The sequence below is a fragment of the Peterkaempfera griseoplana genome, from assembly GCF_001418575.1.
Classification (GTDB): domain Bacteria; phylum Actinomycetota; class Actinomycetes; order Streptomycetales; family Streptomycetaceae; genus Peterkaempfera; species Peterkaempfera griseoplana.
Map to the genome: position 1 here is coordinate 1 of NZ_LIQR01000173.1, position 14,184 is coordinate 14,184.

Sequence of the window (14,184 nt, forward strand, 5' to 3'; positions counted from 1 at the left end):
GCCGCGGCGGCGCGCGCGCCGGGTGCGCCGACCGCGAGGGCCGGCTGCCCCTCGTCCTCGGTCGGCATGGAGGCGACCTTGACGTTGTTGCTGCGGCACTGCTCGAAGCGGGCCGCCGCGTCGTCGGCCTGGGACAGGTCCTCGTCCGTGTCGTGCACCAGGCAGCGGCGCAGTACGGGGGACGCCTTGGCGCCCACGTACACCGCGGGATAGCCGGTGGCGGAGACCGCGCAGTCCTCCAGCAGGCCCTCGGCGCCTTCGCCCGCGTACACGCCGTTCTTCACGGTGCCGGCGATGGTCACCGACCGCACCCGCGGGCGGGCTCCGGACCAGATCACCAGCCCGCTTCCCTTGGTGTCGGCGATGGTCAGCTCCTCCACCAGGGCTTCGGACCCCTCGTCGAGGAACACCCCGGCCGACCCCGCGCCCTCGACCCGGCCGCCGCGTACCACGGCGCCGGTGGCGGCGGCGATCTCGATGCCCGTCTTGGCCGACCCGGACACCTCGCAGTCCTCCAGCAGCGGGCGGTGCCTGGTCTCCAGCCTGATGCCGATGTCCGCCTCGGCGACCACGCAGCGGCGCAGCACCGCGTCGGCGTCCTTGATGTCGATGCCCGTCATCCGCGCCCGCTCGACGCGGACGTCCTCGGCGAGGACGTCCGCCTGGGCCTCGGCCCGCAGGGCGTGCTGCGCGCTGTCCCGCAGGGTGCAGGAGCGCAGTTCCGCGCGGGCGTTGCCGCCGACGTACAGGGCGGTGTACGTGGTGGTGGAGATCTCGCAGTCGGTGAGGCGGACGGTGCAGCCGTCCGCCGCGTGCACGCCGTTGGCGCCGGTGCGGGCGACGGTGCCGCCCCGGACGGACACCTGGGCGCTGTCCACGGCGCCCAGCCCGGTCCCGGGCAGGTCCACCACCCGGGTCCCGTCGAGCTCGACCCTGCTGGTGCCGGCGGCGATCACTCCGGCGCCGCCGGTCTCCCGGATGTGGCAGTCCCGGAGCCAGAACTCGGCTCCGCCGGACACCACCACGCCGTCCCCGGCGGTGCGGAAGATCTCGCACTTCTCCAGCCGGATCCGCATCTCCTCGCGGCCCGCCGCGTCGGCCGCCTGGTCGGTGGCGGAGCCGGGAGCGGCCGGTGTGACGCCGGGCGCGTCGGTCACCAGGACGCCCTGGGCCTTGCTGTCGTGCAGTCGGCAGCCGCGCAGCAGCGGACGTGCCGGGGTCTGCACCATCAGGGCGGCCTCGCCGGTGTGCCGGACCGTGCAGTCGTCGAAGACGCCCTGCGACTCCCCGGCCAGCACCACGCCGCCGCCGCTGACCCGCTCCACGACGGTGCGGCGCACCTCCGCCGTGGCGGCGTCGCTGAGCGTCAGGCCGTGACCGGAGACCGACCGGATCGTGCAGTCCTCGACGAGGACGCCCGCCGTGCCGGTGGCGTGGAGACCCGCACCGAGGGCCTCCTCGATGGTGCACGAGCGCAGTTCGGCGGCCGCGTCGCGGATGACCTCCACACGGCCCCGGGACACCTCGCACTGTTCGAACACCGCCCGGCCGCCGCCGACCAGCACCGCCGGCCCGCGCTCCAGGACACCCTCGATCGTCATGTCCCGCAGCGTGGGCGCGCCGCTGTTCACACTCACGGCGGGGCCGTGCGCGGCCACGATGCGTACGGTCCCCGGGCCCTTCTCCGCGACGACGGTGACCTCCCGGTCCAGGACCAGTGACTCGCGGTAGACGCCCGGCTGGACGTGGATCACCGCACCTTCCTCGGCGGCCCGGACGGCGGCGGTGACGGTGCGGTAGGCACCCCAGCCCCGGTCCGCAACCCGCAGGACGTTCCGCTTCACCGGCACCACACTCCGTTCCGCTCGACGACCGTCACGGCGTCTGGCCGGAGTTCAGCAGCGATGCGTACACGCCGAAGACGCCCACCGCCAGCGGCACGGCCGCCAGCAGGAAGAGCCCGCCGAGCGGGTCGATCCACGCGGGACGCCCGTCGGCGCGGTCCGCGCGGAAGGCCCGGCTCAGGCCGACCAGCAGCGCGACCACGGCCGCGGCGATCAGCGCGAAGGAGCCGGACCCCGCCGGTGCGCCGAAGGTCTCCGGGGCATGGATCAGGGTGACGGCCAGACCGATCGTCCCCGCGGTCACCACCGGCACCACCGCCACCGCGATGGTCACGCGTCCCGCACGCAGGACCAGGGCCAGGCCGAGGCAGCCGGCCAGGGCCACCGCGAACGGCTGGTCCGAGGTGCCGAGGATCACCAGGCATGCGGCGGAGAGGAGCGAGGCCAGCGTGTTCAGTCCGACGAGCAGCCGCTGGCCGCGGCGTACCAGGTGCAGCACGTCGGACTCGTCGCCGTAGGCCTCCGCGCCTCCGATGTGCGAACCGGCCAGCACCGAGGTGTGTCCCGCGATCTTGGGGGCGACGCCGAGCACCACCATCATGAAGACGCCGACCACTGCGGACGACTGCGGCAGCGAGGCGCCGCCGAGGGCGAGGCACACGGTGAGCAGCAGGGCGGAGATGCTGATCGCCACGGCCATCAGCGTCGTCGCGTGACGGATCGCCAGGACCGCGGCCAGCGATCCGATCACGGTCCCCACGCTCACTGCCAGCAGCACGGCGGTGGTGCTGGTGGTCGCGGCGGGAAGCGAGGCGGCGGCCACGGCGGCCAGCGGGACCGCGGAGTACGCCATGATCAGCCGCAGGCCCAGCGGCAGCGACCAGCCCTGACGGGTGGCGTGCCAGGCCAGCACCGTCAGCAGCGAGGCGCCGGCGATCGCGCCGGCCCCGGTGGCCGGCAGGGCCTGGTCGGTCCAGGCCAGCGTGGCGAAGCCCGCGACGAGGCTGAGGACACCGAGGACCAGGATGGTGAAGGCGCGCGGCCTCCAGCCCCACGCGGTGGCCACACCGTCGATCTGCTCGACCGCCTCCTCCAGGTCGGTGACCACGGGCTCGTCGAACTCTCCCGCGGCCATGTCCCTGAGGTACAGGGTCGCGCCGTCGACGACGCCGCACTCACGCAGCGAGGCCTCCGGCGGGAACGGCGACGTGCCGGGCATGGCGAGCGACCACACCGGCGGGAAGGTGTCGTCGAACTCCACCTGCCCCACGAGGTCGAGCAGGGTCGGGGTGTACTCGGCGATGGCGGCGTCCGCGGGCACCGCGAGGTCCACCCGCCGCCGGGTTCCCACCACGGTCACGTGGCAGCGTTCGTTCTCCACTGGGCGATTCCTTGTCACACACGTAGGGCCGCATCGGGGCGTGCGGCCGCGCGGTCCGCTGTTGCCCGGGTCAGGCCGAGGACTTCCATGTCGCGAGGTTGGCTTCCTCGGTCGAAACGGAGTTGACCCAGGCCACCTTCAGCACGTTGGCGATCTCGCCGAGGATTCCGCCCTCCTCCGCGGAGCCGAAGAGGCCCACGGCGGCCAGGTCCCACTCGTGCATGCACTCCTGGTACGCGGTCGCGGACTGGGCCTGCCAGGCGTCGATCAGCGACGCCAGGCTGGTCTTGAGTCGGTGCAGGTCCCCCATGATCGTTTCTGCCTGTGCGTTGAGACTGGGCCCGGCCACTTCCAGCTCCGAGCCGACCTTGATCCGCGCACTTGCCAAATCGGGCATGTCAATTCCTCAGACGAAAGGTGTGGAGTTGCGACTGACGGCTTCGGCGGCGCCCGGCGCAGGGCTACAGCCGCGCCCGGGGGAGCTGGATCCCGTGCAGGTTCGACACGTTCACGTGCTCGGCCGCGGTGGTGTTGTGGGAGCTGCCCTCCAGGCCGCCCGCGATGGCGAGAAGCGCCTGCCGCAGCTGGGTCGCGTGCTTGTCCCACTCGACCATGAGGTCCTGGAACAGGAGCGCGGCGGGCCCCTCCCAAGAACTCCCCAGCACCACCACATTGGCCTTCATGGCGCCGAGCTCCGCCTCGACCAGCGTCTCGGTGCTGCGGATCTCTTGAGCCTTGAGGAGGAGCTCGTCGGGCGACATGCTGTAGAGGACGCCGTCCCTCAAAGTTTCTTCTGCCATGGTGTCCGCCTTCCTGAACTGTTCCGCTGCTTGCCGGCATCCGGCGTACCGCCCCTGTGTGAAGAGTGCGCAGGCACCGCTCCACCGGGCGGAAACCGGCGCGGAGTCATGGTCGTGACCTGCGGATCGCCCCAGGGCGCGTGCTGATTGAACCAGGCGGAAGCGAATCTCCCGGGAGCCTCCGGGGAGCCTGGCGCGGACGTTCAAGCCCCTGGCACTGAGCTTCTGGAAAGAGCCTGGGAGCTGGCTGAGGATTCAGTCAGTGGTGACAACAGTGGGCGTACGGGTGCGGTGACCGGGTCGGGTGAGCTTCAGGCAAGGACATGGGTGGGGGCGGACGTGAACGAACGAGCCGCTTCCGCTGCGGTGACTCCCGGATGTGACCGCCGAAGGCAGCCGCTCGGTGCGCCTGCGTCCGGACGGCGCGCTGCCTGCCACCCCGTGACCGGGCGCCGAGTGGGCAGCGACCTGCCTCGACGCGGAGTGGAGCACTGCGGCGACCTCGGCGGCGGACGCGTCCGTGTTCCTCAGTGACGCCGGTGTCCGCCCGCGAGCGGGCCCCGGGGCGTCGTTCGGAGCACGTCGACGACGTTCCCCGTCACCGACGGGAACACCGTGGCTCCGATCCCGCTGACACCGCGCGGCGTGCGCTGCACGTCTTCGTCCGCACGTCTTCGTCCGCGCAAAGAATCATCACAAGACAGGCACGCATGACTGAGACCTCTGCCCCGCGCATCCCGCAGGGGCGCTGCGCCGTCGCAGTGCCGCCCAGCGCGGACCCGTTCGCGAGGGGCACCCGATGAGCCGCCGCAGCCGGCCCTTCACCGGGGGTGACGCCAGGAGCGCACGGTCGCAGGACGACCACGTGGCACCCGCGGCGCCCGCGCCCCGGGTGCTCGTCGAGGACCACAACGGACTGCTGGTCCTGCGCCTGCCCGCAGACGACAGTCTGCACCCGGCCGACATCACCGACCTGGCCCGCACCCTCGGCGGCCAGGACGGCACCGCCGCCCTCGTCGTCGGCGTCGCCGGTGCAGCGGTCGACGCACTGTGGCCACGGCTCAGCGAGGCGCTGGACTCACTGCGTGAGACCGGCACCCGGACCGTACGGCTGGTGATGGCCGGCGCGGGCGCCGACAGCCCCGGCCGCCCCGCCCTGGCCCGGCGGATCGCCGAGGCGTGGAAGCTGGCGGTCGAGGCACCCGACGGCCCCGCGCTGGTGGTCCCGGGTGGCTCGGTCTTCGTCCCCCCGGGGAACGGCGGCTGGTGGCGGTTCACGCCCGGGCGCGCGCCGGTGGCGCTGGGGCCGCGCCTGCCCGCTCCCCGCTGGCAGTCCGCCCTGCACCAGGTCCCCGCCACCGCAGTGAAGGGCTGCACGGTGGACCAGATTCCGGCCGGGCTGCTGATCCGCCCGGTCGACAGCAACCGCACCGGACAGGACGACCTGTTCCACGCCGTACCGGTCGACCCCGCGCGGCCCGCGCTGGTCGTCGGCGTGCCGTGGGGCGAGGACGTCGCGGCCTCGGACGTCCTCCAGCTGCTCGAAGCCCACCCCGCCGTCGCCGAGAACGGCCTGCGGCTCATCCCGGGCGGCCGCTCCGATCTGCTGCCGCTGGCGCAGTCGGTCGCCCGGTCGCTGGGCGCCGCCGTCGAGGTCACCACCGGCCTGCCGCTGATCGCCTCCGACGGCCGCACGGGCCGGTACTCCGTCAGGTCGGTGCTGCTGAGCGACGACGAGGCGCCCTCATGGCTGCCGTTCGTCGACGCCGTACTGTGCGTGCCCGCTCCCCCGGAGCAGGCCGGCGGCGCCCCGCCACCCCGGGTGCTGCGCTGGTTCCCCCCGTTCACGGGACCCGGCGGCGCGCCGGTCGGCGGTTCCCCCTCCGCGAACGGCACGGTTCCGCTGTCCGACGAGTGGCAGCTGGTGGTCACCCGGGCCGGCCTGTGGATCTGCTCCCGGTCCGGCCCTCCCGTGCCGCACAGCTGGCGCCCGGTCAGCGCCCAGGGTCCGGTCATCGAGGTCGGCCGCGCCGGTGACCGGCTCACCCCCACGCTGTGGCCGGTGCTCTCCCGGCTGCTCGCAGGGCTCACCGCAGACATTCGCACCCGCACCACCCTGCATGTCCACGCCGCGGTGCCGGACAACGGCCGCGCGCTGCGCGCGCTCTCGGCCGAACACGGCCTGCGCGTCATCCGCTTCTCCCAGCCCCAGACGCCGCCCCAAGCGGCGGGCCGGCGCCCTGCCGTCCCCACCGGCGGGCTCCCCGGGCACCCGGGGATGCCCCCGGCCGCACCGGGGCTGCCCCCGACCACGCCGGGACCGCCTCCGACCACGCCAGGAATGCCTCCCAGCGCGCTGGGAATGCCGCCGACCGGGCCAGGAATGCCCCCGACCGGACCGGGAATGCCCCCGGTCGGTGCGGGGCTGCCCCCGACCGGGCCAGGAATGCCCCCGACCGGTGCGGGAATGCCGCCGACCGGGCCGGGAATGCCCCCGACCGGGCCAGGAATGCCTCCCACCGGACAGGGAATGCCTCCGGCCGGGCCCGGGGTGCCACGGTCGGCGCTGCCGGAGGCGGCATCCCCTCCGGCGGCGGCCGCGTCGCCGGGTCAGGCTCTGCCTCCGGCAGCCGGTGAAGCGTCTGCTGCGCCCGAGCCGACTCCCCCGCCTGCGCCTCGGCCGCAGACCGCGGCCCACCCCCCGGTGCCGCAACCCGACGGAGCGATGCAGCACATGCCGCCCCCGGCGCCGGTGTCCCCCTGGCACCGGAGCACGGAGTACGAGCGGGAGGTCTTCCGTCCCCTGGCAGCCTCGGCCTGGGAACGGCACGGAGCCGTGGTCTCACAGGCACTGCGCGGCATGCCCGAGCTGAGCGGGCCGGAGTACGAGAGCGCCCAGCTCGACCTGATGGCCGTCCGCATGTACCTGCGCGAGATCGGCGGCCCCCTGGACCCCAGAGAGCTGTCGGCAGCACTGCGGGCGGGCGACCAGCGATATCTCCCGTACGCCGCCTGCCTGGCATCCGGGCTCGGACGTCTGCCCGTCCACCGGGGTGCGGTGCTGCACGGGGCGGGCGGTGCCGTGTTCGGCAGCGCTCTGCGGCCCGGGCAGTCGCTGCGTGAACCGGCGCCGGTGAGCGCCCTGCCGCTCGGCCCCGTCGGCACGCCGGAGGGCCCGGCCTACGCGATCTGGTCGATCACGGGCCGCAGCGTGGGCTCCCTCAAGCACGACGGCGACGAGATCGTCTTCGCCCCCGGCACGATCTTCAGGGTGCTGGACGTCCGTACGGACGCCGACTCACCCCTGGTCCTGCTGCGCCAACTGCCCAGCAGCGGCGCTGGGTTGGGCGACGGGGCACTGGAGGACGCCGACGGCACGGCACTCGCCCGGCTGGACCAGGCGCTGGCGAGCCGGTCGGCCGCCGTGCCGGGCCCGGGCATCTGGCCGGCTCACTGCGCCGGTCCCATCGGGCAGCACTGACATGACCAACATGGAGGCAAGACGCCATGTCCCCGCAGAACGACCCGCCATCGGCTCCGGCGATCCGGATCCGGAGAACGACCGTGCTGCCCGCGGTCACCGGCGAGCCCGGCGCGGGCCTGGAGCCGGTCGGCGCAGCTCCGGCTCCGGCTGCCTCCCCCGCAGCAGCCCTCAGACCGGCAGCCTCCCAGGCAGTAGCCCTTCAACCGGCGCACTCCCGTACACCGGACTCCCGTGCAGCGGCCTCCCGTCCAGAGACCGTCCCTCTCCCGCCGCCTGCCGGCACCGAGCCCACCGTGCCTGCGGCAGCGCCCAGACCGAGGCCTGTGCCCGAGCCGAAGCGCGATCCCCGGCCCGAGCCCGTGGTGCAACCGGATCGCGAACCGGCTCCCCAGCCGCGTCGTGGGCCCGTGACGAAACCGGTGCCCGTGCCAGAGCGGGCGCGCGCGACGGAGCTGGTGCGTGAGCCCAGGGATCAGAAGCCCGCGGACAGGGACCGCGCGGAGTCGAAGCCGACGGAGCCGAAGCAGGCGCAGCCGAAGCAGGCGCAGCCGAAGCAGGCGCAGCCCGAGCAGCAGGCGGCCCCCCGGGCCTCCGACGTCGAGGAGGTGGTCCGCGCCGTCGCGCGCCGCAGAGCTTCGATGAACGGTCGCCCGGACCCCGGAAGAACCCCGTCGACCGGTGGTGGCGCGGGCCCGCACCCCGACGGCGACCGGCCTCGCGGGGCCGGTCGGGTCGCCGTCATCGGCCTCGTGCTTTCGTCCCTGCTCGCGGGCGGTTACCTGGCACTGTCCACGGACGGTTCCGCCGGCACCGCGGACACCCCCGGCGGGGCCGGGACGTCGAGCACGGAACCCCACGCCGGGGGCGGCTCCAAAACCTCCGCCCCGCCGTCCGGCAAGGCATCGTCCAAGCCCGGCTCCACACCCGGACACCGCGTGCGGCCCGGCTCCGGCACCAGAACGGGCGCCCCGGCCTCGGCGAACGCCAAACCGAAGCCGAGATCCGGCGAGGCCGCACCGCACTGACCCGCGGGCCGGTCCTTCCGGCCGCCGCCGGACATGCCGCGCCGGGCGTGCGACGCGCCGGGGATCCCGCCCCCGACATGCCCTGACCGCTGAAGAGGTCGGGGGCGGCCCTGCACGCCGCGGACGAAAAAGCCACGCGGCAGCGCACCGGCACGGAAACCCGGCAGATCACCCAGGCGACCGTCAACGCCGGGGTCTGGTCTGCCCGCACTCACTCCCATCGAGCGATCAGGTGATATCCAGCATGGCTGTATCGGACATCTCGGGTGCCGGCCCGCCGTCCAGTTCTCCCCCCATACACATTCAGATCCCGCTGGCCCACCCCTCACGTGACGAGGTGCTGCGGCGCCGGTGGCGCAGCGTGAGCCGGAACGGCTATGCGCACGTCCACTCCCTGCGATTTCCCAAGCAGTACACGACAGGCCAGTTCCGGTGCTGGATCGACCCCGCGACGATCGGGGACATCACGGTCAGCGATCAGTACGGCGACGCGGTGGAGGGAATATCCGGTGGCACGGACCGCATGGGGGCCGCGCAGCGGCTCGCGGTGGTCCACATCATCCGCAGTGGCGGGCTGAGTCTAACCGCCGCAGGTCGCACGGTGCACGTCCCACCCGGCATGCTGTGCGTGCGGGATGCCGGGATGCCCTGGGAGTTCTCGACGCTGCCCGGCACCAGGTGGCAGGTCCTGCAACTGCCGTACGAGGCCCTCGCCTCCACCGGGCTCGACCAGCTGCCGACGCTGGCGCTCGTCCCCCAGACGGCCCCCGAGGCACGGCTGCTGACAGGCCAGCTCCAGGTCACACGTGAGGCACGGAGCGAACTGACTCCGGCAGGGCTCCGCGCCGCCGAGCAGTCCGTGTTGCACCTGGTGGCCGGCACGCTCATGGCCCAGGGCGTCTCCGCCGACTCAGCCTTCCGTCCCTCGCTGCGCGCTGCGGCGCGCAACTGCGCCGATGCGCGTCTGACGGACCCGGACCTGTCCCCCGCCGAGATAGCGAAGGCCCTGTCGGTCTCGGTGCGCACCCTGCACCGGGCGTTCAGCGAGGCCGACGAGTCGCTGATGGCCTATGTGCGGCGGCGCCGGCTGGAGCGGGCCCGCCAGGAACTCGCCACTCTCGGTGGGAGGTACACCCTGTCCGCCGTGGCGGCCCGGTGGCACTTCGCCGACGCGAGCCACTTCAGCCGGGCCTTCAAGCGGCAGTTCGGCGAGACACCCAGCTCACTCACCCGCTGATCCGGGCCGGGCGGGCGGGAGCCTGGCCTCCTGTCCGCTCCGGCGGCGGTCCGGGCGTGTCCGGTCACGAACGCCCGCACCCGTCCTGGTAGATCCCGGGACGGGTGCGGGTGTCAGCGGGCCGACTGCCGCAGGCAGCGGGCAGACGGCTCAGTTGCCGACGCGAGGGGGCGTCGCCGTTCCGTGGATCCGCTTGGCGTGGGCCGCGTACCTGCGGCGTCCGAGAGCCGGGACGAGCAGCCGGACGGGCAGCGGGACCGTCGCAAGGACGGCCTTGACGACCTCCGGGTCGCCCTCGTACATCGCCATTCCGAAGACGAGCGGCAGGATCCTCTTGGGAATGGCCGCCATGCCGTGCTCACCGAGCTGGTGCCACTCCTTGGCGGTGACGTACTTCTCGGCCAGCGGCAGGACCTCCCTCTCCTCCAGCGCCATGTGCCGCTCCAGGGCGGCCGCCAGCCCCTCGACCGCCTCAGCGAGCGCCTCGCCGCCCCACGCGGTGGAGCGCCAGGTGCGGAGCAGCCCGGTCACCTCCGCGTACCGCTGCTCGATGTCGTGGTGCTGCTGCTCCATCGTCGGCACGATGGCCTCCGCCGCCGCGCCGCCGCGCTCCCGGAGCCTGGGCCACAGGAACAGGTCCTCGCCCTCGTGGTGCCCGTGCAGGACTGCGCACACCAGTGCGGCGTGGGCGCCGACGACCTCCGCGCGCCGGCTGTCGCCCGGCTGGGCGGAGCGGATGACGCCGGGGAGCAGCCGGAGTTCCCGGCGCAGGGCCGCGTGGGCCATGTACATGTCGCGGGTGTCGGCCATGGGTTCGTCGGCCTTGGGAGCCATAGTCCTCTTCCTTGTCCTCCGGCCGGTGTCGGGGGATCGAAGCCGGCCGGCGTCGTCGACCGGGTCAGGCGCTGGGTGAGCAGACTGCCCGGTGCGGGGGGCGACCGTCGCCGTCGACGGATTCGCCGGGTCTCTGCGGGGGGGCAGGGCCGAGGGCACGCCCTCTCCGGCCCTCACCAGGAGGCGTCCACTACTCGGGCGGAGGTGCTGTCTCCCCGCTCTCGGGCCGGGTGACCCACGGATCGTCTGCGGGTGCCGGCGCCGGAAGGCGCCGCGGGGCGGCGCCTTCCGGCACGGCGCCGCAGACGAGGTCCGCGGTGACGGTGTAGCCGGCGCTGCGCAGGGTGGCGATGGCCTCGCCGGTACGGTGCGTCGTCTCCAGGTCGTCCCCGGACAGGACGCGCAGCGGGGTACCGGAGACCGGGCGGAAGCCCAGCCGCTGCAGCATCAGCTCCGCGGCGGCGGAGTGTCGGGGGGTTGCGGCGACGATGCCGTGGACCGGATGACGGCCGATCACGATGTCAGAGGCGGAATCCAACACATCTCCAGGGGGCGCGTGCCGGGACGAGGTACGGGTCGGCGGGGCGGCGGTGGCGGTGACGCGCAGGCGGGACGGGCGGCTCCGGGCCGCCCTCGCCGTGTGTTGCGGGCACGCGGTCGCTAGGCGGGCAGGTTCCACTGCTGGTTGGCCGTGTAGGCGCAGTCCCAGATCTGCAGACGGGTGCCGTCGGCCGAGCTCGGCCCGGTGGCGTCGAGGCAGCGGCCGGACTGCGGGTTGCGCAGCGCGTGGCGGGCCGTGTCGTAGGTCCACTGCTGGGCGCCGGTGCCGTTGCAGGTGTAGAGCTGGACGACGGTTCCGTTGGCGGTGCCCGCGCCGGCGACGTCCATGCACTTGCCGAGGCTCTGGACGGTCCCGTCGGTGCGGACGGTCCACTGCTGGCCGGCGTTGCTGTTGCAGGTCCACAGCTGGATCGGGTTGCGGTCGGCCGGGCTGCTGTCGGCGTCGTCGACGCACTTGCCGCCGTAGCCGGTGATCCGGCCCGTGGGCGCGGTCGGGGCGGGGGACGCCGTGGTGCTGGTCTCGGCGGACCACCAGTTGAGGTTGAGTCCGCCGTGGAGGAACTCCAGCCTGACGGTGTGGGCCGTACCGGGCTTGAAGGAGAAGGTTCCGGCGCTCACCGTCTGGTAGGCGTGCCAGTCACCGGTGCTGGGAACGGTGACGGTGGGTCCGGCGACCCCGTCGATGACGAAGCGCAGCTGGGCGGTGCTGTTGGGCGTGGCGACGCGGACCTTGAGGTCCTTGGTGCCCTGCATGCCGACTTCCTGCCACTGCAGCCACTCGCCGTCGTCGATGCTGCCGACGTTCCAGCCGCCTCCGGTGTCGCCGGGCTCCTTCTGGACGTCCATGTCACCGTCGCGGTAGGAGGTGTAGGTGTTTCCGGGTGTCCTGTCCAGGTAGGCGTCGGCCGACTCGGCCTCGACCCTGAGGGCGACCGGGAAGGGGTCCTTGGAGAACCGGCGCAGGGTGTTGAGGTGCTGGCTGGGATAGTCGTAGAGGCGCTCGCTGTAGCTGCCCTCCCTGGCCCGCCACAGCGCCGCGTTCTCCGGCCAGTCGGTGAAGCCCTCGACCAGGGTGATGTCCGCCTTGGCGGCGTTCACGGTCGCCTGGAGGTTGTTCTGCAGCGTCGCACCGTGCTCGGGATCGATCACCATGTCGGTGTCGAAGTCCACATAGCGGAAGCTCGGCACCGCGACGGCCGCTGTGACGGTGGGGTGTGTCTCTGCCGTGGTGATCCTGAAGGCGTCGATCATGCCCACCTTGGTCGTCCTGTTGACGACCTTGATGGTGTGCGGGCCGTCGCTCAGCCCGTTCCTCTGGAACACCACCTGCTGTGCCTTGCGCCCGGTGGTGGAGTTCAGGTTCACATTGGTCTGGAACACGTCGTCGAGGTAGACGTCGACATTCCCCTCGTCGTTGTTGAGCTCGGCGAGGTAGGCGATGCCGGTTCCGGTGAAGGTGTAGCCGGCGGTGGCGCCCGCCTTGGTGGTGTAGACGATGTCGTCGTTGTAGTCGCCGACGTTGCGGCCGGTGGAGATGCTCCAGTTGCCGTCGTGGCTCACCACGTCGCTGTTGGCGATGTCGGCGTCGAAGGTCACGACCGACCTGCCGGTGTCGTTCGTGGTGAACCAGTTGTCCTGCCCGTAGGCCTGGGAGACGGACTGCGGGTCGAGCCTGGGCCAGGTCTGGTCCAGGACGAAGGCGGGCCGGAAGCCGAACTGCTGCTGCGCCCGGTCGGAGGCGTACTTCAGCATCCGCTCCGCGTTGCCGTTGCCCTGGTTGGTGAAGAGCGGGGAGCCGATCGACCACTCGTAGATCAGCGGCTTGCCGCCGTCCACCTTGTAGAGGAGGTCGCTGGGCACGGCGTCGAAGAACGCCTTGAGGTTGTTGTCCCAGAAGTACTGGTAGCCGCCCTCCCCCTCGCCGGTGGTGTCCCCGAGGTCGAAGGCCGGAACGTAGCCTCCCCTGTTGTGCTTGACCTGGTTCTTCTTGTCCACCAGCGAAGCCGGGGTGTCGTCCAGCGCCGCGATCTTCAACTGGTTCTGGACGCCGCGCTTCTTGATGGCGTCCACCAGGCCGGTGAGGACACGGGGGTCGCCGCCCCCGTTCGGCATGGCCGACCCGGGGATGTAGCCGCGGATGTCGACCGCGACGAAGTCGACCCCGGCCGCGACCAGTTCCTCGACGTAGTTGTCCCAGAACTCCGCCCTGTCCGCTGTCGCCTTGAACAGCGGCAGGTTGTAGATGGTGTTGTCCTCGTTGGTGTAGTTGGTGCCGGCCAGGGTGTTGGGTTCGAACCCGAAGGTCACCCCGACGGCCCCGGTCGCCCCCGTGGCCCGGACGGGCAGCACCGTGCCGCCGTCGTCCACCACGGGTGCCGCCGCCACGGCGGCGGCGGTCGACAGCGCCGGCCGCAGCGGTCCCTGCCCTGCCAGTGCTGAGAGCGCAAGCGCCGCCGCGGCGCCCGCCAGGACCCGCCGTGACACCCGGCGGTAGCGAGAATGTGCTGACATCGACTCTGCTGATCCGTTTCCTGGACGAAGAATGCGGGTCGTTCCCGGCTCGGTCGGCCGCCACCGGAGCGGCCCGGCGCAGCTCTTCACGGCGCGGGTGAGAAATGGGGGCGACGGCGATCGGACAGCCCCGTGGGACGTCGCTCGGCCGTGATGGCGGAAGAGCCTAACAGGAATGATCAGGAGCACTGCGCGAAGGCGATCCGCCCTCGTTCGCCATTCCTTTTCTCGCCGCGTCCGAATCGCCGGCGAGAACGCCGCGAGAACGGGAGCCGCCCCACGGTTCCTCAAGGAAACCCGTAGACACCAACATCAAACGGCACACTTCGAACGGGTAACTAGAAAATCGGTGCCAACCCCGTGAACATGCGAGCCACGAGGCGGAATGGCGCACGCACATCGGCGTAGCCTGCACACGCCGAACCTCTTCGAGCGGCGGCCGCGGGGCGCGACGGATCCGCGTGGACACCCGTCAGCCGTGCCCGGGCGGCCTGCTCGACGGTGAGC

10 protein-coding genes are annotated in these 14,184 nt (G+C 72.6%); 3 read left to right on the forward strand and 7 right to left on the reverse strand.

The features are described 5' to 3' along the window. From AOK09_RS13845 to AOK09_RS13860, 4 genes are all read right to left on the reverse strand, one after another. Nucleotides 1-1,844 (reverse strand): right-handed parallel beta-helix repeat-containing protein (locus AOK09_RS13845; RefSeq protein ID WP_157875891.1); only part of this gene is annotated, 1,844 nt, incomplete at its 3' end. A gap of 31 nt (nucleotides 1,845-1,875) precedes the next feature. Further along, the gene (gene eccD / locus AOK09_RS13850) at nucleotides 1,876-3,225 is read right to left on the reverse strand and encodes a type VII secretion integral membrane protein EccD (protein WP_055587477.1); all 1,350 of its coding nucleotides are present in this window, start codon (nucleotides 3,223-3,225) and stop codon (nucleotides 1,876-1,878) included. Between the two features lie 70 nt (nucleotides 3,226-3,295). Continuing rightward, the gene (locus tag AOK09_RS13855; protein WP_055587478.1) at nucleotides 3,296-3,622 is read right to left on the reverse strand and encodes a WXG100 family type VII secretion target; all 327 of its coding nucleotides are present in this window, start codon (nucleotides 3,620-3,622) and stop codon (nucleotides 3,296-3,298) included. Nucleotides 3,623-3,686: 64 nt separating this feature from the next. Then, complete coding sequence (locus AOK09_RS13860) at nucleotides 3,687-4,025, reverse strand: WXG100 family type VII secretion target (protein ID WP_055587479.1); 339 nt, start codon at nucleotides 4,023-4,025, stop codon at nucleotides 3,687-3,689. Nucleotides 4,026-4,824: 799 nt separating this feature from the next. On the opposite strand from AOK09_RS13860, the gene AOK09_RS43170 reads away from it, so the two are divergent. From AOK09_RS43170 to AOK09_RS39065, 3 genes are all read left to right on the forward strand, one after another. After that, nucleotides 4,825-7,506, forward strand: coding sequence for a hypothetical protein (locus AOK09_RS43170; RefSeq protein ID WP_055587480.1), 2,682 nt, complete (start codon nucleotides 4,825-4,827; stop codon nucleotides 7,504-7,506). A gap of 326 nt (nucleotides 7,507-7,832) precedes the next feature. After that, nucleotides 7,833-8,534: a hypothetical protein gene (locus AOK09_RS39060; RefSeq protein ID WP_157875892.1), complete on the forward strand. Its 702-nt coding sequence runs from the start codon at nucleotides 7,833-7,835 to the stop codon at nucleotides 8,532-8,534. 244 nt (nucleotides 8,535-8,778) lie between these two features. Further along, nucleotides 8,779-9,771, forward strand: coding sequence for a helix-turn-helix domain-containing protein (locus tag AOK09_RS39065; RefSeq protein ID WP_055587482.1), 993 nt, complete (start codon nucleotides 8,779-8,781; stop codon nucleotides 9,769-9,771). 150 nt (nucleotides 9,772-9,921) lie between these two features. Here AOK09_RS39065 and AOK09_RS13880 read toward each other — a convergent pair whose 3' ends face one another. From AOK09_RS13880 to AOK09_RS41090, 3 genes are all read right to left on the reverse strand, one after another. Beyond that, nucleotides 9,922-10,605 carry a hemerythrin domain-containing protein gene (locus tag AOK09_RS13880; RefSeq protein ID WP_055587483.1) on the reverse strand — a complete coding sequence of 228 codons (684 nt, stop codon included), beginning with the start codon at nucleotides 10,603-10,605 and terminating at the stop codon, nucleotides 9,922-9,924. A gap of 190 nt (nucleotides 10,606-10,795) precedes the next feature. Next, nucleotides 10,796-11,143: a hypothetical protein gene (locus AOK09_RS13885; protein ID WP_157875893.1), complete on the reverse strand. Its 348-nt coding sequence runs from the start codon at nucleotides 11,141-11,143 to the stop codon at nucleotides 10,796-10,798. Between the two features lie 122 nt (nucleotides 11,144-11,265). Beyond that, entirely contained in the window at nucleotides 11,266-13,677 is a 2,412-nt protein-coding gene (locus tag AOK09_RS41090) for a DUF5010 domain-containing protein (RefSeq protein WP_079063042.1), read from the reverse strand. Nucleotides 13,678-14,184 lie beyond the last annotated feature (507 nt).

Coding starts and splice junctions, on each gene's coding strand:
- AOK09_RS13855 (WP_055587478.1), bottom strand. CDS start 3,622: ATGCCCGATTTGGCAAGTGCGCGGATCAAGGTCGGCTCGGAGCTGGAA.
- AOK09_RS13860 (WP_055587479.1), bottom strand. CDS start 4,025: ATGGCAGAAGAAACTTTGAGGGACGGCGTCCTCTACAGCATGTCGCCC.
- AOK09_RS43170 (WP_055587480.1), top strand. CDS start 4,825: ATGAGCCGCCGCAGCCGGCCCTTCACCGGGGGTGACGCCAGGAGCGCA.
- AOK09_RS39065 (WP_055587482.1), top strand. CDS start 8,779: ATGGCTGTATCGGACATCTCGGGTGCCGGCCCGCCGTCCAGTTCTCCC.
- AOK09_RS13880 (WP_055587483.1), bottom strand. CDS start 10,605: ATGGCTCCCAAGGCCGACGAACCCATGGCCGACACCCGCGACATGTAC.
- AOK09_RS41090 (WP_079063042.1), bottom strand. CDS start 13,677: ATGTCAGCACATTCTCGCTACCGCCGGGTGTCACGGCGGGTCCTGGCG.